Origin of the sequence: Candidatus Francisella endociliophora (assembly GCF_000764555.1) — a bacterium.
In the GTDB taxonomy this organism is placed as follows: domain Bacteria; phylum Pseudomonadota; class Gammaproteobacteria; order Francisellales; family Francisellaceae; genus Francisella; species Francisella endociliophora.
Map to the genome: position 1 here is coordinate 1,502,194 of NZ_CP009574.1, position 17,240 is coordinate 1,519,433.

The window sequence follows — 17,240 nt, forward strand, 5'->3', positions numbered from 1 at the left end:
TTTTGTTTTGACTTATTCAATTATTGCTAAAAAAGGCAAACAATATGGTGTAGGGACTATTACGGCATCTGTTGCTGTAGGAGGCTTTGTTCATCACGCTTTACCAAATCAGATAGTTTCAGCGACACAGGGGTATTATACCAACCATCTTTACCACTATTGGTCAGAAGAGTTACTAAAAGCCCAAAATTCAACACAAGTTCTTAAAGAAATTATTAAAAAAGATTCCAATTCGAATTATCGCCAATTTATTCTCATGGATAAGCAGGGTAATACAGCAGGTTGGACAGGTGAGTTTAACGATTCATTCTGTGGACATATCCTTAAGAAGAATTTAGCTGTTGCAGGGAATCGTCTAGCTGGTAAGCAGGTTTTAGATAATATGATTTCTGCGTATGAGAATTCTAAGAGTGATGATTTTGTTGGACAGATTATAGATTCGCTAGAGGCAGGATTGTTAGCTGGTGGAGATAAACAAGGAGCTGTTTCGATAGCTGTAAGAGTTGTTAGTGAAGACCTTCCACCTTGTGACCTAAGGGTCGATTATTCTGAAAATGGAGTTATAACAGATATTAGAAAACTATATTCATATTATACTGCAAATAGTTATCAAGAGTTTATAAAATCCATACCGACTATAAATAATCCACACAAAGCTGGATAGAAGACATTTTTTTAATAAGAAAAACTATAAGAGAGATAAATATGAAGATTAATTATGATATTGCAGAGTTAAAAAAGTACTTTGATACGGCAGCAACTTTTAGCTCATCACAAAAAGGAGTTACTAGATTATTTTGTAGTAAAGAACACAAGCATACTATCCCTGTTATAGATGGCTGGATGCAAGAAGCAGGTTTAGAAACGCACTTAGATGCTTTGGGAAATGTTGTTGGTAGAAAGCAAGGTAAAAAAACCTCTAAAACCTTAATTATAGGCTCTCATCAAGATAGTGTTATTGAGGGTGGAAAATATGATGGAATATTAGGTGTACTTTTACCATTATATGTACTGAAGAAAATGCACGATGCGGGTATTGAGCTTGATTATAGTATTGAGCTTATAGCTTTTGGTGATGAAGAAGGTATTCGCTTTCCAGAGACTTTATTGGGGAGTAAGGCTTTAAATGGAGACGTATCTCTAGATGCCTTAATAAAAGCTACTGATAAAGATGGTATATCAATTTATGATGCTCTTAAATCAATCGGAGCTAATCCAGATGAAATTGCAAAATGTAAAAGAAATAAAGATGATGTTCTTGGGTTCTTTGAAGCACATATTGAGCAAGGTCCAGTTCTTGAGCAAAAAGGGCTTCCAGTTGGTGTGGTAACTGCTATTACAGGAATACAAAGGTATGCTGTAAATATTCAAGGCAAGGCAAACCATGCTGGTACAACTCCTATGAATATGAGACAAGATGCTTTGGTTGCTGGAGCAGAGATTATTCGTTTTGCTGATAAGCTATTCAAATCAACAAAAGATTTGGTTGGTGTTGTTGGTGAGTTAAATGTATCTCCTAATGCTGTTAATGTGATTCCTGATCATGTTGATATGACGATTGAAATACGCTCTCCACATAGTAGTTTGAGAAAAGAAGCAATGGAGAAAATAGCTGAATTTTTTAAAAGTATTGAGCAAGAATATAATGTGAAAATTTCTTATACTAAAAATTATGAGATGGAAGGACCTTTCTGTGATGAGAAGATGCAAGATCAACTTCTTGATGCTATAAAAGAAGAAGGTGAAGCTCCTTTTTCACTGTTTAGTGGTGCTGGCCATGATGGTTTAGCTATGATTAATCTTACTCCTATCTCAATGTTATTCTTACGTTGCAAAGATGGTTTAAGCCATCATTTTGAAGAAGAGATCGATTATAATGATGCTATTATAGCTGCTAGAGTTATACAGAGATTCTTACAAGAATTTGATTACTCATAGGAATAGTGCTATGAGTGATAAGGTTAGATTAGACTCAAGATGGTATCACAAAATTAGTGATCCAATGGTTATAATATTTATCGTTATAGTTTTAGCTTCAATTTTGACATATATTATTCCAGCAGGCGAATTTTCTAAAGATGTAGCTAGTGGAGCTACTGCTGTTGGGACTAAATTTTTTCATCATTTACCTAATCATGGTATTAGCCTATTTGGTGTGTTTGAGGCAATTCCAAAAGGACTAGAATCAGCATCAGAGTATTTATTCATAGTGTTTATCGCTGGAGGCTTATTTCACCTTCTTGATAAATCACAAGCATTAGAGCATGCCATAGGAACCGCAGTTAAGCATATAGGCTTTAAGAGAAAGACATTGCTAATCTTTTTGGCTACTTATATCTATGGTATTTTTGGAATAGCTGTTGGCTATGAGAATAATATTGCATTAGTACCTGTTGCATTGATAATATCAGCAGCTCTTGGTCTTTCAAGAGTCGTTGGTGTGTGTATTGCTGTTGGTGGTATAGGCATGGGTTTTGCTCTGTCCCCTATAAATCCATATACTATTGGCGTTGCGCAAAAAATAGCTGATTTACCATTATTTTCAGGAGCTGGTTTACGAACTATTATGGTTTTTGTAGCTTTGACTATATTGGGTTTTTATATAGCAAAATTCATAGCTCCTAAAGAAGAGTGTCAAGAAGGAAAAGCGCTTTTATCTAAAGATATTGAAGATTATCATATGAGCCTGAGAGATATTCTGATTATATTAGTTTTTGCTTTAGGAATACTCGTTATAGCTGTTTGTTCAATCCTTTCAGGTATAACAAAATCTGATGGGCAATCAGTCTTAGGTATGCCTTGGTATATTAATCAGATTGCTGCGGTATTTTTAATTATATCTATGCTTGTTGCGGTTATTTGTAAATATAACCCTAATCAGTATGTGAAGTTTATGATGGAGGGTGCATCGAAAGTTACCCCTGGAGCTTTGGTTATAGGTTTGGCTGCAGCAATTCAAGTAATTCTTAAAGAAGGGCAGATAATAGATTCTATTATTTATTATTTAGGTGATTTGCTTAGTTATATTCCAGCTTCTGTTTCTGCTATTTTGATGACATTAGTTCAAAGTGTTATAAATTTCTTTATCCCTGGTGGGTCTGGACAGGCTTTGGCTACTATGCCTATTTTAATTCCTGTTGCTGATATGGTAGAGATGAAAAGACAGCTTATGATACTAGCATTCCAAGTTGGAGATGGCTTTACTTATATGATATCTCCAACAGCGGGAGGGACTTTAGCAATGTTAGCTTTGGCTAAGGTGTCGTATGTGAAGTGGTTAAGAGCGATTATACCTTTTATTATTTTTATGTACTTCGTATCTTGGATTTTTATATTAATAGCTCACTATATTAATTGGTCATAGCATAAAAAAGTAAAAATATTTAAAAACTGCTTGACTAGAGTCTAAAAGTCATTATAATACTCATTATTCCGCTGGAGACAGTGGTTTGAAAAGTCTTATGTCCCGTTCGTCTAGAGGCCTAGGACACCGCCCTTTCACGGCGGCAACAGGGGTTCGAATCCCCTACGGGATGCCACAAATTAGAAGCCGTATAGCTGAGAAGTTATACGGCTTTTTTGTTTTTAGGATTTATTTAAGAGGAAGTTTAATTATTCTATAGATGGTTATTCAGAGTGTTTTAGGGTTTTAGTATTTCTGCAACCATACATCTAGCTGTGCCGCCACCAAGGTCTTCAATTGTTTTTACATTGCATGGTAATCTTGTACAATATTTATCAATGGCCTCTTTTTGTTCTTTTGTGAATCCCATATCTGCCATTGCAGATAATATTAAATAGTTTTTTCCTTGTTTATTCTTAACTTCAAGGCTGTTACAACAACGAAGAAAGATTTGTCCTATAGAAACATCAATTATAGTCTTGTTTGATTTTTCTAGCACTTTAAGTATTATTTCTCGTTCTTTATCGCATTTAATTGCTTCTGAGCAAACAAAAATTAGTTTTTCTCCAATGCTAAGCATTTGAGTTGTTTGAAATACTGGCTTATCAGTATGATCATAGGCTGTAAAACATATTAATTCAAAACCTAGCTCGTCAGCAACTTGTTGTGCGACTGTTTCATCAGCACGAGAAGATTTAGATAAAAAAATCTTTTTAGTACAGTTGTCAAATACAAGTGAAGCATTGCCTTCTAATGCTTTGGAATAATCACCACGAAAATCTTTGACTTGATAAGTAATTCCAGTGTTAGCTTTTAAAGCCGCTAGCAGCTCTTTTACTTGTACTTCTTTCCTGCGGCTTTCTGCATACATTGGATAAACAAAAACATATGGTTTACCATCTATTACATGTGTTGATAGCCAATCATTTGTAAATACTGCATCAGGAGCATCTTTTGGGGATTTCATGATGATGACTTTTATATTCTGGGCTCTTATATAGTTAACCATTTCATAGAATTCTTCTTTAGCTAGGGCTTGGATAGCTTTTCCTTTGATGCTAACTTTCCTTTGAAATGATTTATTATCTATGTCAGTATCAAATGTGGCAGTGGCAAAATATTCTGGATCCACCATTAAGACTGTATCAGATGTTTCAACGGGCATTTTATCCTCTCAGTATTTCGAATATTTGTATATTCACTATACATCACAAAACGCCAAAACTCTAACTAAAAGTAAGAAGATAAATAGTAAGCTAGTTTTTTTCAAAAACGCTAAATGAGAAATCAAATTCATTTTTATCGTCTTTGTTGAATTGTTTGTGACCAATGCGTTTATATTTTGATTGATCCCATTGAGGGAAAAATGCATCAAGATCACTCATTTCGGTATCTACCTCTGTGATATATAATCTATCAGCATGCTCTAAAAACTGTTCATATATTTGCGCACCACCAATTATAAAGATTTCATAATGAGGTTTTGATTGAGCAAAGTTTAATATATCTTGAGTACTATTGATTGTTAGGCATTTATCTTGCTTATACTCTTTATCTCTAGTTAGTATTATGTTTTTGCGATTTGGAAGAGGGCGCCCAATTGATTCAAAAGTTTTTCTGCCCATTACGATATAGTTATTTTCAGTTATCTTTTTGAAGTTTTTTAGATCCTCAGAAAGCTTCCAAGCTAGCGTGTTTTCTCTGCCTATTCCTAAGTTTTTATCATATGCAACAATTAGTGAAATCATTTTTATAAATATTAATTAATTTGTTAATTTTGCTATTCTACCATTTTGTTTATATATAAAGAAATTTTACTAAACATATTGTAGAGTTGTCACTTTTCCTTGAAAGGTGATCCATGTCTGTTTAATATTAAATAACTAGCTATTTAATGATTTTCTTTTATGAAATTAAGTAAAGAGCAACTTGAGAATATGGTTCAGGAACTACTTTCTCCTTTGTCAAGAAAGGGTGAGCACGATCATAGGTTGTTGTTAACTCTGATTTGTAAATATGCTCTTGAGGATTATGTAAAAATTACTAAAGCGTTGAGAGGTATTAATGATTATCTATGCAGCGATATTGAAAAATATGTTAGTGACAAAATAGAAGAGTTTCATTTTATAGGGTCTGATTATAATACTTATGATGAGTTTATAAAAATTATTAAGGATAATAATTATAAATCATATCAGTTTATAAACAAATCTAATTTTAAAGATAGTGATGCTAATCGTCGTGATTTATACCAATTGGTGCAAGCTAAATATTTATTGAAAGACCTTGTTAAGCAGCATGCTTGTGATAAGGATAATGAAGTCCTCAAACTGAAAATTGAAGGGGTTAGGTTTGTTGTATTGGTTCAGATGAGTAATTGGACTATTACTAGTTCTGGGAGGAATGACTTAGAACATGAAATATTAGCTGTAGCGATAGAAAATAAACAGCTAGCTGATAAGGATAGGCTTTTTACTCATGGTAAGGGAAGAAAAAGGATTAAGGATAGAAGGTTTACTAACTATGAAGGCATAGTTGTAAAAAAGCCAACACATAACACTCTTAAGTATCTTGTACATAAGAGTGAAAGGGATATGTATCATTCTGCTTTATACAGTGAGCTTGATCAAAATAGTAGCTCCCCATGGGTAAAGTTGATGAAGGATCAAGAGCAAGTATATGTTAATGGTATTTCAACGTGGGCTTTACTGCTACCAAATGTTATGGAATATCTCTGTGTTAAAGACGATAAGTACAAACATGTTCTTTCAGGTATTTCTTTAGACATCTTTTTAGTGAGCGGTTATATTATATGTGGTGTGAATGGTGGACATAGCCTATATGAATACTTTATGGGCATGGCGGTGAGTTCAAATAACAGTATTTTTAAGCAGAGCTTAATTAAAGAGGGTGTATTTGAGAAAGTACAAAGTTCAAGATCTTTTAAGCGAGCTTGGAAATATTTTATAAGAAAGCAGTTGAGCTCGTGGCCTATCTTCAAAGGTTTTTTGGTAAGAAAGCATTTTTCAATAAATTTAAATGATGAAATTGAATACTCTTCAGATATAGGTAGCGATATAGAAATAGAAGAAAATCAGGAAATTCTTCAAACTGATTTTCATAGATTATTTGGGGATGAGTATAAGTCTGAATCTGAGTCAGGTGAAGAGGACTCAAGTTCTGAATCAAGCGAAGATGATTTAATGTTAGATTTTGGCGCTCGCAAGAGATATTTGAGAAAGTTTCAAAAAGAATATCCAAAATACTTGGGTGAGAAATTTAAGACAGTTAAAAAACAGTCTACTGATTTTGAAAAGTCCATAGATGAGCTCATGTATCCGAATAATGAAGGAGAGTTGATAAGAACGGTATTAGAGCATAAAAGCTTTAATAACTTAAAAAAATTATCTGATTATATTATCAAGCATGGTTATTTTGATTTCAAGAATGCCGAGATACCTATAAATTTTGAAGAATATCCAAAGTTCTCTACTAATGAGATAGTTCAAGATTGGGAAGTGAGGTTGGAAAATCAGAGGCGTAAGGAGCAACGTAAGGCTGGTGAGTTAGCGAAAAAACGAGATTTGGATAAAAAGAGCAGTGCTCTGAAGAAAAATGAGATGTCTCTTAGAAAAAGTATTGAAAGAAAGGCTAAAAAAGACTTTTTAGAAAGAAAATCTAAGCTGGAAGAAGATCGTCAAGAAAGAATGAAGCGAATGGATAAAACTCAAAAAGTGTGTGGAATATCTAAATGCACAATTTTTTAATTCGGTTTTTCAAAAAGCTTTGTAATCTCTGATCTACTTATGCTAAAATGTGCAAGCTTATAATTTTTAAGCAAACATGTTTAATTAATAAATCATGTATCTTGCATAATTTGTTGTGTCAAAGGGTGTCTTCTAAAGGATATTTGGCGCAGCTAAGATACTAGATATAACCCAAATAAGGAAAATCAAAATGTCTTTAATGAAAGAAATGTTATCTGCAGGTGTTCACTTCGGACACAAAAAAGCTTTCTGGAACCCTCAAATGGATGAGTACATCTTCGGTATTAATCATGGTGTTCATATCATCAATTTAGAAAAAACAGTTCCTCTTTTCCAAGATGCTGTTAACTTTGTTGGCAAAACTGTTGCTAATGGTGGTAAAGTTCTTTTTGTTGGTACTAAGAGACAAGCTCAAGATATCGTTGAAGAGCAAGCTAAAAGATGTGGTATGCCTTTCGTTAGCCATAGATGGTTAGGTGGTATGCTTACTAACTACAAAACAGTTAGACAATCTATCAAAAAATTAGCTCAATTAGAGAAGATGAGAGAAGATGGTTCTCTAGAATCTTTAACTAAGAAAGAAATGCTTCAAAACCTTAGAACTATCGAGAAATTAGAAAAAGTTCTTGGTGGTATTAAAGAGATGGGTGGTATCCCTGATGCTATCGTTGTTATCGATAGCAACAAAGAACATATCGCTATTCAAGAAGCTCAAAAACTAGGTATCAAAGTTGTATCAATCGTGGATACTAACTCAAACCCAGAAGGTATTGATTATATCATCCCAGGTAATGATGATGCTGTTAAGTCTATATCTTTCTATATGACTAAGTTTGCTGATGCTGTTATTGATGCTCAAGGTTTAGATAGAGCTGTAGCTGCAAAAGCTGATGAAACTGAAGCTCAACAAGAAGCATAAGAAAACAAACAAGGAATAAAACAATGTCAAATATTTCTGCTAAATTAGTAAAGGAACTTAGAGAAAGAACTGGTGCTGGCATGATGGAGTGTAAAAAAGCTCTAGTTGCTGCTGAAGGTGATATTGAAAAAGCTGCTGAAGAGATGAGAATCTCTGGTCAAGCGAAAGCTGATAAAAAAGCTTCTCGTGTTGCTGCTGAAGGTGTTATCGAAGCTTATGCTGCTGACGGTAAGGCTGTATTACTTGAAATTAACTCTGAGACTGACTTCGTTGCAAGAGACGATACTTTCAAAAACTTCGCTCAAGAAGCTGTAAAGGCTGCTCATGCTGCTAATGCAAAAACTATTGAAGAAGTTTTAGAAGCTAAAATTTCAACTGGTGAAACAGTTGAAGAAGCTCGTAAGTCTCTAATCGCTAAAATCGGTGAGAACATTCAGGTTCGTAGAGTTAAATCTGTAGAAGCTGGTACTTTAGGTGCTTATGTTCATGGTGGTAAAATTGGTGTGGTTGCTGCTCTAGAAGGTGGTGATGAAGATCTTGCTAAGGATATTGCGATGCACGTTGCAGCTGTAAATCCTATGGTTGTGTCAGGTGATGATGTTCCAGCTGATGTTGTGGCTAAAGAAAAAGAAATCTTTACAGCTCAAGCTAAAGAAAGTGGTAAGCCTGCTGAGATCATCGAGAAGATGATTGGTGGCAGAATCCGTAAGTTCTTAGATGAAGTTGCTCTTTTAGGTCAAGCTTTTGTTAAAGATCCTAATGTTAAAGTTGAGCAATTAGTTAAATCTAAAGATGCTAAAGTTGTTAGCTTTATCCGTTTAGATGTTGGTGAAGGTATCGAGAAGAAAGAAGAAGACTTCGCAGCAGAGGTGATGAGCCAAATCAAAGGTTAATATATGTCTAATGATTCGTTAGAATGTTCTCAAAAATCTCTAAAACTTAAGAGAATTCTTCTTAAGTTAAGCGGAGAGTCTTTATCAGCAGATCAGGGTTTTGGTATAAATGTTGAGTCTGCTGCTGCTATCATTAATCAAATCAAAACTCTTGTTGACTTAGGTGTTGAGTTAGCTGTAGTTGTAGGTGGTGGTAATATCTTGCGTGGGGGTAGAGCTAATTTTGGTGACAAAATTAGGAGAGCTACTGCAGATTCTATGGGTATGATTGCTACTATGATTAATGCTCTAGCTTTGCGTGATATGCTAATAAGTGGAGGTGTTGAAGCCGAAGCTTTTTCAGCAAAGGGTGTTGATGGGTTGCTAAAAGTTGCTAGTGCGCATGAGTTTAATCAAGAGCTTGCTAAAGGTAAGGTTTTGATATTTGCTGGTGGTACGGGTAACCCATTTGTAACTACTGATACTACAGCTAGTCTTAGGGCGGTTGAGGTTGGTGCAGATGCTTTACTAAAAGCTACAACTGTTGATGGTGTGTATGATAAAGATCCAAATAAATATTCTGATGCGAAACGCTTTGGGAAGGTGACTTTCTCAGAAGTGGTCAGCAAGGAGCTAAATGTTATGGATTTGGGAGCATTTACTCAATGTAGAGATTTTGGTATTCCAATATATGTGTTTGATTTAACTCAGCCAAATGCTTTGATTGATGCTGTTGTTGAATCAAAGCATGGTACCTGGGTTACTTTAGACTAATTAATTTTTCAAAAAAAGGATTGTTTTATGATAAACGAAATTCTAAAAGATGCTGAAAATAGAATGAGTAAGACGTTGGATGTTTTAGCTGATGATTTAGCTAAAATCAGGACTGGTCGAGCTCATCCTGATATTTTGGCTCATGTAACTATTGATTATTATGGTTCTGCTACTCCTATCACTCAGGTCGCTAATGTAAATGTGTTAGACGCAAGAACTCTTGGTATTACTCCATGGGAGAAGGGTCTTTCAGGTCAGATCGAGAAGGCTATTATTACTTCTGATCTTGGTCTTAATCCTACTAACCTTGGTGATAGTTTGAGAGTCCCTATGCCAGCACTTAATGAAGAGCGCAGAAAAGAGCTTGTTAAGCTTGTTAAGTCTGAAACTGAAAGTGGTAGAATATCTATTAGAAATATTCGTCGTGATGCAAATGGTGACATCAAAGAACTTCTTAAAGAGAAAGAAATAACAGAAGATGATGCTAAAAGAGCAGAAGACAATATTCAAAAAATCACAGATAAAATGATTGCTCAAGCCGATGCTTTAGCCGTTAAAAAAGAACAAGATTTAATGGCAGTCTAATTCTTTAGATTTCCTAATAAAGCTTGTATTTCTCTCTATTCTTTCTTATTATTTATCTAATTTAATTTTATTATATGACTTATTATGACTTTGGCTAAGGAAAATGCTCTTAGACATGTTGCTATAATTATGGATGGTAATGGGCGTTGGGCAAAAAGTAAGCTAAAGCCTCGTATTTTTGGTCATAGAAGTTCTATATCAAGTGTTGACTCGACAATTGAGTATTGTGTTGAGAATGACATCGAGATTTTAACTCTTTTTGCATTTGGTAGAGATAATTGGTCAAGACCTGAAAAAGAAGTTTCTGATTTGATGGATCTTTTTTATAAGACTTTGAAGGATAAGACTCCAAAACTACATAAAAATAATATTGTTTTAAAAGTTGTTGGAGATAGGACTCGACTTTCTGAGAAGCTTGAGGGTATGATTGAATCTTGTGAGTCTCTTACTCAAGATAATACTGGACTTGAACTTAGGTTAGCTGTTGATTATGCTGGTCGTTGGGATGTTTTGCAAGCAGTTAAGTCTATGGCTAAAAAGGTTCAGTCTCAGCAGTTGGGGGTGGACGACATCGATGAAGATGGTTTTGCGAAAGAGCTTGTTGCAGGAGATATTCCTGTGGATTTACTTATTAGAACAAGTGGCGAGGTTCGATTAAGTGATTTTATGTTGTGGCAGATGGCTTATGCTGAGATGTATTTTACAGATGTTATGTGGCCTGACTTTTCAAAAAAAGAGCTGCATAAGGCGGTAGAGTGTTTTTATTCTCGTCAAAGACGATTTGGTAAAAGTGGCGAACAAATTAAATAAGAGGAAGTTATGATACAAAGAATAATAACGGGCGTTGTTTTAGTTGCTGTGGTTTTTAGTTTTTTACTTTATGCTACGAGCTACTTGTTTGGCGTGGGAGTATTTCTCGTTGCCGTTTTATCCGCTTATGAGTGGATGAGGCTTGCAAAAGTAGAAGAGGAATCTGTAATTAGAAATCTTATTATTTTCTCAGTCTCTGTGTTTGTTGTTTCGGAGTTTTTTGTTTATTTGCAATATGTATTTCCTATATTTTGGCTATATGCAATATTTAGGCTGAGCCAATATGAACGTCAGAAAATTAACTCTATATCTTCTATGGAAATGTTGATTATGGGGCTTTTTGCAATTTCGCCATTTGCTGCTTCTTTGTATGTGTTGCATAGTAATAATGTTGCATGGATATTTATGTTTATCTTGGTTGTGGCTGCTGCTGATAGTGGAGCTTATTTCGCTGGTAAGGCTATTGGTAAGCGTAAAATGCTTCCTAGGCTGAGTCCTAATAAGACTATTGAAGGGTTGTTGGGAGGTTTGGCTAGTGCGGTTGTGGTTGCGGCTGTTTTTCTTTTTTATATGGATTTGAGTTTTGAGCAGTATGTCTTTATGTTGATAATTTCTGCGTTAACAGCTGTTTTATCTGTGGTTGGTGATGTGTTCGAGAGTATGATGAAGCGTATCGCAGGTGTTAAGGATAGTGGTAATATTTTGCCAGGGCATGGTGGTCTTCTTGATAGGCTTGATGGTTACATGCCAACATTACCTGTTTTTGTTATGCTTGGCTATTTTGCTGGTGTATTTGTTTTTTAAGGAAGTATTATGAATATAGAGCTAAAGGTTTTAAATAAGGAGATTATTAAGGAAATTCCTGAATACGGTACTCAAGGCTCTGCAGCGGTAGATCTAAGAGCGTGTATTTCTGAAAAAGAGTTTCTAAAGCCAGGGGAGTGTAAGCTTATTGGTGCGGGTGTTGCTATAAATATCGCAAATCCTAACTATGCGGCGATGATTCTTCCAAGGTCTGGTCTTGGACACAAAAAAGGTTTGGTGCTTGGTAATGGTACTGGTCTTATTGATTCTGATTATCAAGGTGAGTTGATGGTTTCATGTTTTAACCGATCGCAAGAGGTTGTTGAGATAGAGCCGTTGATGAGGTTTGCTCAACTTGTCATAGTTCCAATCGTTCAGGCAAATTTTACAGTTGTAGAAGATTTTTCACAACAAACTGTCAGAGCTGACGGAGGCTTTGGTCATACAGGAGTGTAGATATGTTTTTTAATATCCCAAATATTCTTACTTTCGGTAGATTGGCTTTAATTCCATTTATCGTTATATGCTATTATTTTAACTTTCCTCATCATCATGGCATAACTGCGACTTTATTTTTGCTTGGTGCTGCGACTGATTGGTTAGATGGGTATTTAGCGCGTAAATGGGAGCAGACTAGTAAATTGGGAGCGTTTTTGGATCCTGTTGCTGATAAGCTTATTGTGGCTACCGCTCTTTGTTTATTTATAGAAATGTATCCTTATTGGTGGGCAACTATTCCAGCTATTATCATGATCTGTAGAGAGATTTTGGTTTCAGCATTGCGTGAATGGATGGCAGAGCTTGGTCAGAGAAGTGTTGTCAAGGTTGGTATGTGGGGTAAGGTTAAGACTGTTGCACAAATGGCTGCTTTATTTATCTTTTTGATTAAACCTGCTATAGATTTTAGACATTCGCTTGATTATACAAGTTTTAATACTTGGTTTATTTTGCTTGGATTTTTAATGCTTTATATAGCGGTTGTTCTAACAGTTTATTCTATGCTTAATTATCTATATAGTGCATTTAAATCAGTTTTTGGTTCTTCAATTAAATAGATCTTTTTACTTTCTTCTTTTCTTTTTATTGTATTTTTGTTAATATGTTTGTCTAATGCTATTTTTGCACAATCATTGCTTGTGTGTAGTGTTAAGAGTTTAATTAAATAAAAACTGATAAATAAACGGAGAATAATAACTAATGGCAACTATAAATCAGTTGGTGAACAACCCTCGCAAGAGATCGGTTGTTAAGTCTAAGGTTCCTGCGTTGAAGGCTTGCCCTCAAAGAAGAGGGGTTTGTACGAGAGTTTATACTACAACTCCTAAGAAGCCTAACTCAGCACTTAGAAAAGTAGCTCGTGTAAGATTAACGAGTGGATTTGAGGTAACTAGCTACATTGGTGGTGAAGGTCATAACCTACAAGAGCACAGTGTTGTGCTTATCAGAGGTGGTAGGGTTAAAGATTTACCAGGTGTGCGTTATCACATCGTTAGGGGTGCTTTAGATACTTCAGGTGTTAATAATCGTAAGCACGGTCGTTCTAAGTATGGTACGAAGCGTCCTAAGTCTTAGTTTGTGTTTAAAATTTAACATTTGAAAAAGGTATAAAAATGTCTAGAAGAAATAGAGCTCCTAAAAGAGATATTCTACCTGATCCTAAGTATAAGAGTCAGGTTGTTGCTAAGTTTGTTAACCATATTATGCTAGATGGTAAAAAATCAGTAGCTGAAAAAATTGTATATGGTGCGTTTGATAAAATTAAAGCAAAAGATGCTTCTGCTAATGAAGTTGAAGTTTTTGAAAATGCTTTAGAAAGTGTTAGCCCTATGGTAGAGGTTAAGTCTCGTCGTGTTGGTGGTGCTACATATCAAGTTCCTGTAGAAGTTAGACCTGAGCGTCGTCAAACTTTAGGTATGAGATGGATTATAGATGCTGCTCGTAAGAGAAAAGAGAATACTATGGGTGACAGGGTTGCTGCTGAGATTCTTGAAGCTGTAGAAGGTAGAGGTGCTGCTGTTAAGAAGAGAGAAGATACTCATAAAATGGCAGAAGCTAACAAAGCATTTGCTCACTTCAGATGGTAATAAGGGGAATATAAAGTGTCTCGTAAAACAAGTTTAGAAAAATATAGAAATATTGGTATCTGTGCCCACGTGGATGCAGGTAAAACAACGACTACTGAACGTATCCTTTTCTATACTGGTCTTTCTCATAAGATTGGTGAAGTGCATGATGGCGCAGCTACTATGGACTGGATGGAGCAAGAGCAGGAGAGAGGTATTACAATTACTTCTGCTGCTACAACCACTTTCTGGTCTGGTATGGATCAGCAGTTCCCTGAGCATCGTATCAATATTATTGACACTCCGGGTCACGTTGACTTCACAATTGAAGTAGAGCGTTCTCTACGTGTATTAGATGGTGCTGTAGTTGTGTTTTGTGGTTCATCTGGTGTTGAGCCTCAGTCTGAGACTGTATGGCGTCAAGCTAACAAGTACGGTGTTCCAAGAATCGTATTTGTAAACAAAATGGATAGATCTGGCGCAGACTTCGAAAGAGTTTGTGGTCAAATCAAAACAAGGCTAAAAGCAAATGTTGTTCCTGTTCAGTTAAATATTGGTGCAGAGGAAGATTTCAAAGGTGTTGTTGATCTTATTAAGATGAAAGCAATCATGTGGAATGAAGATGACTTTGGTCTTACTTATGATCTTGTCGATATTCCTGCAGAGCTTCAAGAAAGAGCTGAAGAGCTGCGTATGGAAATGATTGAGGCTGCTGCTGAGTCATCTGAAGAGCTTATGGAAAAGTATCTTGAAGAAGGCGAGCTTTCTGAGGCTGAAATTAAGCAAGGTCTGCGCACAAGAGTTCTTAATAATGAGATCGTTCTCGCTTTTTGTGGATCTGCGTTTAAAAACAAGGGTGTTCAAGCTGTTCTTGATGGTGTTATTGAGTATTTACCAGCACCTAACCAGGTTGCTGCTATTAAGTGTGAAACTGAAGATGGTGAGCCAGCTTCTCGTCCGTCATCGGATAAAGAGCCGTTTGCTGCTCTTGCATTTAAGCTGGCTACAGACCCATTTGTTGGTAACTTAACATTCATACGTGTTTACTCGGGTGTGCTTAAGTCAGGCGATGCTGTTTACAACCCAGTTAAGGGTAAAAAAGAGCGTGTGGGTCGTATTGTGCAGATGCATTCTAATAAGCGTGAAGAGATTAAAGAAGTACGTGCTGGTGATATCGCTGCATGTATTGGTCTTAAAGATGTAACTACTGGCGATACTCTTTGTGATCAGGATAATGTTGTTATTCTTGAAAGAATGGAGTTCCCTGAGCCTGTAATCTCTGTTGCTGTTGAGCCGAAAACGAAGGCTGACCAAGAGAAAATGTCTATTGCTTTAGGTAAGTTGGCTGCGGAAGATCCATCTTTCAGAGTTAAGACTGATGAAGAGTCTGGTCAAACAATTATTTCTGGAATGGGTGAGCTTCACTTGGATATTATTGTTGATCGTATGAAGCGTGAGTTTAAGGTAGAAGCTAATGTTGGTAATCCTCAGGTTGCTTACAGAGAGACTATCCGTTCAACGGTTGAGCAAAACAGTAAGTTTGTTCGTCAGTCAGGTGGTCGTGGTCAGTACGGTCATGTTGTTGTTAAGTTTGAGCCGTTAGAGGTTTCTACTAATGATGCTGGCGAAGAGAAAATCTTTGAATTTGTTGATGAGATTGTTGGTGGTGTGGTGCCAAAAGAATATATTGGTTCAGTTGCTAAAGGTATTGAGGAGCAAATGACTAATGGTGTACTAGCTGGCTATCCAATGATTGGAGTTAAGGCTACTTTATTTGATGGTTCATATCATGATGTTGACTCATCTGAGATGGCGTTCAAAATTGCTGGTTCACTAGCAATTAAAGAAGGTGCTAAAAAAGCTAATGCTTGCATACTTGAGCCAATTATGAAGGTTGAAGTTGTGACTCCAGAAGATTATCTTGGTGATGTTATGGGTGACCTTAACAGAAGAAGAGGTATCATTGAGGGTATGGATGAAAATCCAAGTGGTAGAGTAATTAATGCTTTAGTGCCGCTTTCAGAGATGTTTGGTTATGCGACTAACGTTCGTTCAATGAGCCAAGGTAGAGCGTCTTTCTCAATGCAGTTTGAGAAGTACTCTGAAGTACCAAGCAATATTGCTGATGAAATCATCAAATCTCGTAACTCATAATTTAAAAAGGAAATAAATAAAATGGCTGTGAATAATCAAAGAATTAGAATCAGATTAAAAGCCTTTGATCATAAGCTTATTGATGTTTCTACTCAAGAAATCGTTGATACTGCTAAAAAGACTGGGGCTCAAGTTAAGGGACCAATCCCTTTACCAGTACGTAAAGAGAAGTTTACAATTCTTATTTCTCCGCACGTAAACAAAAAAGCAAGAGATCAATATGAGATCAGAACTCACAAGAGATTGATCGATATTGTTGAACCTACGGATAAAACTGTAGATGCTCTTATGAAACTAGATTTAGCATCAGGTGTTGATGTTCAGATCAGTTTAAGCTAATATATACGTTACTTTTTTGATTTAATTCAGAAAATGTAATAAATTAGGTCTCTGCGGTCAATCGCAATCGCAGGGTTAATATAATAATAATAGAGGATTAAATAATGTCTTTAGGATTAGTTGGTCGCAAATGTGGTATGACTCGTATTTTTACTGAAGATGGTGTTTCTATTCCTGTAACAGTAGTTCAAGTTGAGCCTAATAAGGTTACTCAAGTTAAAACTGCTGAAACGGATGGTTATAATGCTGTTCAAGTAACTACTGGTTTGAAAAAGCGTTCAAATGTAAATAGACCTGCAGCTGGTCACTTTGCTAAGGCAGGTGTTGAACCGGGTAGAGGTTTATGGGAGTTTGCTATTGATAATGCTAGCGAATATGAAGTGGGTTCATCTATCGAGCCTACTATATTTGAAGCAGGTCAAAAAGTAGACGTAAGGGGTGTATCTAAAGGTAAAGGCTTCCAAGGTGGTGTGAAGCGTCATAACTTTAGCACTCAAGATGCTACTCATGGTAACTCACTTTCTCACAGAGCTCATGGTTCGACAGGTCAAAACCAGTCTCCAGGTAGAGTCTTTAAAAACAAAAAGATGGCTGGACATATGGGTAATGAAAACGTTACTGTTCAATCTTTAGAAGTTGTGAGAGTTGACGCGGAAAATGGTTTATTGCTTTTAAAGGGTGGTATTCCAGGTTCAGTTGGTGGCGATATTGTTGTTACTCCAGCTGTAAAAAGTTAGTAGATAAGTAAAT

Annotated in this window: 19 protein-coding genes and 1 tRNA gene; 18 read left to right on the forward strand and 2 right to left on the reverse strand. The window is 35.9% G+C overall.

All coding sequences use genetic code 11. The features are described 5' to 3' along the window. The first annotated feature begins 7 nt into the window (after positions 1-7). The 4 genes from QI37_RS07350 (at position 8) to QI37_RS07365 (ending at position 3,539) form a co-directional block, all read left to right on the forward strand. A complete protein-coding gene (locus QI37_RS07350) occupies positions 8-664 on the forward strand; it encodes a DUF1028 domain-containing protein (protein ID WP_040010043.1) in 657 nt (218 codons plus the stop codon). 41 nt (positions 665-705) lie between these two features. Beyond that, the gene (locus QI37_RS07355) at positions 706-1,938 is read left to right on the forward strand and encodes a M20 family metallo-hydrolase (protein WP_040010044.1); all 1,233 of its coding nucleotides are present in this window, start codon (positions 706-708) and stop codon (positions 1,936-1,938) included. 10 nt (positions 1,939-1,948) lie between these two features. Next, positions 1,949-3,364, forward strand: a complete 1,416-nt coding sequence (locus QI37_RS07360) for a YfcC family protein (RefSeq protein WP_040010045.1) — start codon at positions 1,949-1,951, stop codon at positions 3,362-3,364. A 99-nt stretch (positions 3,365-3,463) separates the two neighbouring features. Then, positions 3,464-3,539, forward strand: a tRNA-Glu gene (locus QI37_RS07365). A 102-nt stretch (positions 3,540-3,641) separates the two neighbouring features. Here the strand turns inward: QI37_RS07365 and QI37_RS07370 are convergent. Both QI37_RS07370 and QI37_RS07375 read right to left on the reverse strand, forming a co-directional pair. Further along, positions 3,642-4,568 (reverse strand): arginine deiminase-related protein, encoded by a 927-nt coding sequence (locus tag QI37_RS07370; protein WP_040010047.1) that lies wholly within the window; start codon positions 4,566-4,568, stop codon positions 3,642-3,644. A 91-nt stretch (positions 4,569-4,659) separates the two neighbouring features. Next, on the reverse strand, positions 4,660-5,151 hold the full coding sequence (locus tag QI37_RS07375; RefSeq protein WP_040010050.1) for a dihydrofolate reductase: 492 nt from the start codon (positions 5,149-5,151) through the stop codon (positions 4,660-4,662). A gap of 159 nt (positions 5,152-5,310) precedes the next feature. On the opposite strand from QI37_RS07375, the gene QI37_RS07380 reads away from it, so the two are divergent. The 14 genes from QI37_RS07380 to rplC all read left to right on the forward strand — a co-directional run bounded on the left by QI37_RS07380 (position 5,311) and on the right by rplC (position 17,227). Then, a complete protein-coding gene (locus QI37_RS07380) occupies positions 5,311-7,170 on the forward strand; it encodes a hypothetical protein (protein WP_040010052.1) in 1,860 nt (619 codons plus the stop codon). Between the two features lie 190 nt (positions 7,171-7,360). Beyond that, a complete protein-coding gene (gene rpsB / locus QI37_RS07385) occupies positions 7,361-8,089 on the forward strand; it encodes a 30S ribosomal protein S2 (RefSeq protein WP_040010054.1) in 729 nt (242 codons plus the stop codon). Between the two features lie 23 nt (positions 8,090-8,112). Then, positions 8,113-8,982 (forward strand): translation elongation factor Ts, encoded by an 870-nt coding sequence (gene tsf / locus QI37_RS07390; protein ID WP_040010055.1) that lies wholly within the window; start codon positions 8,113-8,115, stop codon positions 8,980-8,982. Between the two features lie 3 nt (positions 8,983-8,985). Next, positions 8,986-9,735 carry a UMP kinase gene (gene pyrH, locus QI37_RS07395; protein WP_040010056.1) on the forward strand — a complete coding sequence of 250 codons (750 nt, stop codon included), beginning with the start codon at positions 8,986-8,988 and terminating at the stop codon, positions 9,733-9,735. Between the two features lie 27 nt (positions 9,736-9,762). Continuing rightward, positions 9,763-10,320 (forward strand): ribosome recycling factor, encoded by a 558-nt coding sequence (gene frr / locus QI37_RS07400; protein ID WP_040010057.1) that lies wholly within the window; start codon positions 9,763-9,765, stop codon positions 10,318-10,320. A gap of 84 nt (positions 10,321-10,404) precedes the next feature. Beyond that, complete coding sequence (gene uppS / locus QI37_RS07405; RefSeq protein ID WP_040010058.1) at positions 10,405-11,130, forward strand: polyprenyl diphosphate synthase; 726 nt, start codon at positions 10,405-10,407, stop codon at positions 11,128-11,130. Positions 11,131-11,139: 9 nt separating this feature from the next. Continuing rightward, the gene (locus tag QI37_RS07410; protein ID WP_040010060.1) at positions 11,140-11,934 is read left to right on the forward strand and encodes a phosphatidate cytidylyltransferase; all 795 of its coding nucleotides are present in this window, start codon (positions 11,140-11,142) and stop codon (positions 11,932-11,934) included. Between the two features lie 9 nt (positions 11,935-11,943). Next, complete coding sequence (dut, locus tag QI37_RS07415; RefSeq protein WP_040010061.1) at positions 11,944-12,390, forward strand: dUTP diphosphatase; 447 nt, start codon at positions 11,944-11,946, stop codon at positions 12,388-12,390. 2 nt (positions 12,391-12,392) lie between these two features. Next, positions 12,393-12,989: a CDP-diacylglycerol--glycerol-3-phosphate 3-phosphatidyltransferase gene (pgsA, locus tag QI37_RS07420; RefSeq protein ID WP_040010062.1), complete on the forward strand. Its 597-nt coding sequence runs from the start codon at positions 12,393-12,395 to the stop codon at positions 12,987-12,989. 142 nt (positions 12,990-13,131) lie between these two features. Further along, positions 13,132-13,506 (forward strand): 30S ribosomal protein S12, encoded by a 375-nt coding sequence (rpsL, locus tag QI37_RS07425; RefSeq protein ID WP_003035357.1) that lies wholly within the window; start codon positions 13,132-13,134, stop codon positions 13,504-13,506. A 38-nt stretch (positions 13,507-13,544) separates the two neighbouring features. Beyond that, complete coding sequence (rpsG, locus tag QI37_RS07430) at positions 13,545-14,018, forward strand: 30S ribosomal protein S7 (RefSeq protein WP_040010069.1); 474 nt, start codon at positions 13,545-13,547, stop codon at positions 14,016-14,018. A gap of 15 nt (positions 14,019-14,033) precedes the next feature. Then, complete coding sequence (gene fusA / locus QI37_RS07435; protein ID WP_040010072.1) at positions 14,034-16,151, forward strand: elongation factor G; 2,118 nt, start codon at positions 14,034-14,036, stop codon at positions 16,149-16,151. Positions 16,152-16,172: 21 nt separating this feature from the next. Continuing rightward, entirely contained in the window at positions 16,173-16,490 is a 318-nt protein-coding gene (gene rpsJ / locus QI37_RS07440; protein WP_434061677.1) for a 30S ribosomal protein S10, read from the forward strand. Positions 16,491-16,594: 104 nt separating this feature from the next. Next, entirely contained in the window at positions 16,595-17,227 is a 633-nt protein-coding gene (rplC, locus tag QI37_RS07445; protein WP_040010074.1) for a 50S ribosomal protein L3, read from the forward strand. Positions 17,228-17,240 lie beyond the last annotated feature (13 nt).

Coding starts and splice junctions, on each gene's coding strand:
- pgsA (WP_040010062.1), top strand. CDS start 12,393: ATGTTTTTTAATATCCCAAATATTCTTACTTTCGGTAGATTGGCTTTA.
- QI37_RS07370 (WP_040010047.1), bottom strand. CDS start 4,568: ATGCCCGTTGAAACATCTGATACAGTCTTAATGGTGGATCCAGAATAT.
- rpsB (WP_040010054.1), top strand. CDS start 7,361: ATGTCTTTAATGAAAGAAATGTTATCTGCAGGTGTTCACTTCGGACAC.
- frr (WP_040010057.1), top strand. CDS start 9,763: ATGATAAACGAAATTCTAAAAGATGCTGAAAATAGAATGAGTAAGACG.
- uppS (WP_040010058.1), top strand. CDS start 10,405: ATGACTTTGGCTAAGGAAAATGCTCTTAGACATGTTGCTATAATTATG.
- rplC (WP_040010074.1), top strand. CDS start 16,595: ATGTCTTTAGGATTAGTTGGTCGCAAATGTGGTATGACTCGTATTTTT.
- rpsL (WP_003035357.1), top strand. CDS start 13,132: ATGGCAACTATAAATCAGTTGGTGAACAACCCTCGCAAGAGATCGGTT.
- QI37_RS07355 (WP_040010044.1), top strand. CDS start 706: ATGAAGATTAATTATGATATTGCAGAGTTAAAAAAGTACTTTGATACG.
- QI37_RS07360 (WP_040010045.1), top strand. CDS start 1,949: ATGAGTGATAAGGTTAGATTAGACTCAAGATGGTATCACAAAATTAGT.
- tsf (WP_040010055.1), top strand. CDS start 8,113: ATGTCAAATATTTCTGCTAAATTAGTAAAGGAACTTAGAGAAAGAACT.
- rpsJ (WP_434061677.1), top strand. CDS start 16,173: ATGGCTGTGAATAATCAAAGAATTAGAATCAGATTAAAAGCCTTTGAT.
- QI37_RS07375 (WP_040010050.1), bottom strand. CDS start 5,151: ATGATTTCACTAATTGTTGCATATGATAAAAACTTAGGAATAGGCAGA.
- dut (WP_040010061.1), top strand. CDS start 11,944: ATGAATATAGAGCTAAAGGTTTTAAATAAGGAGATTATTAAGGAAATT.
- pyrH (WP_040010056.1), top strand. CDS start 8,986: ATGTCTAATGATTCGTTAGAATGTTCTCAAAAATCTCTAAAACTTAAG.
- QI37_RS07380 (WP_040010052.1), top strand. CDS start 5,311: ATGAAATTAAGTAAAGAGCAACTTGAGAATATGGTTCAGGAACTACTT.
- rpsG (WP_040010069.1), top strand. CDS start 13,545: ATGTCTAGAAGAAATAGAGCTCCTAAAAGAGATATTCTACCTGATCCT.
- QI37_RS07410 (WP_040010060.1), top strand. CDS start 11,140: ATGATACAAAGAATAATAACGGGCGTTGTTTTAGTTGCTGTGGTTTTT.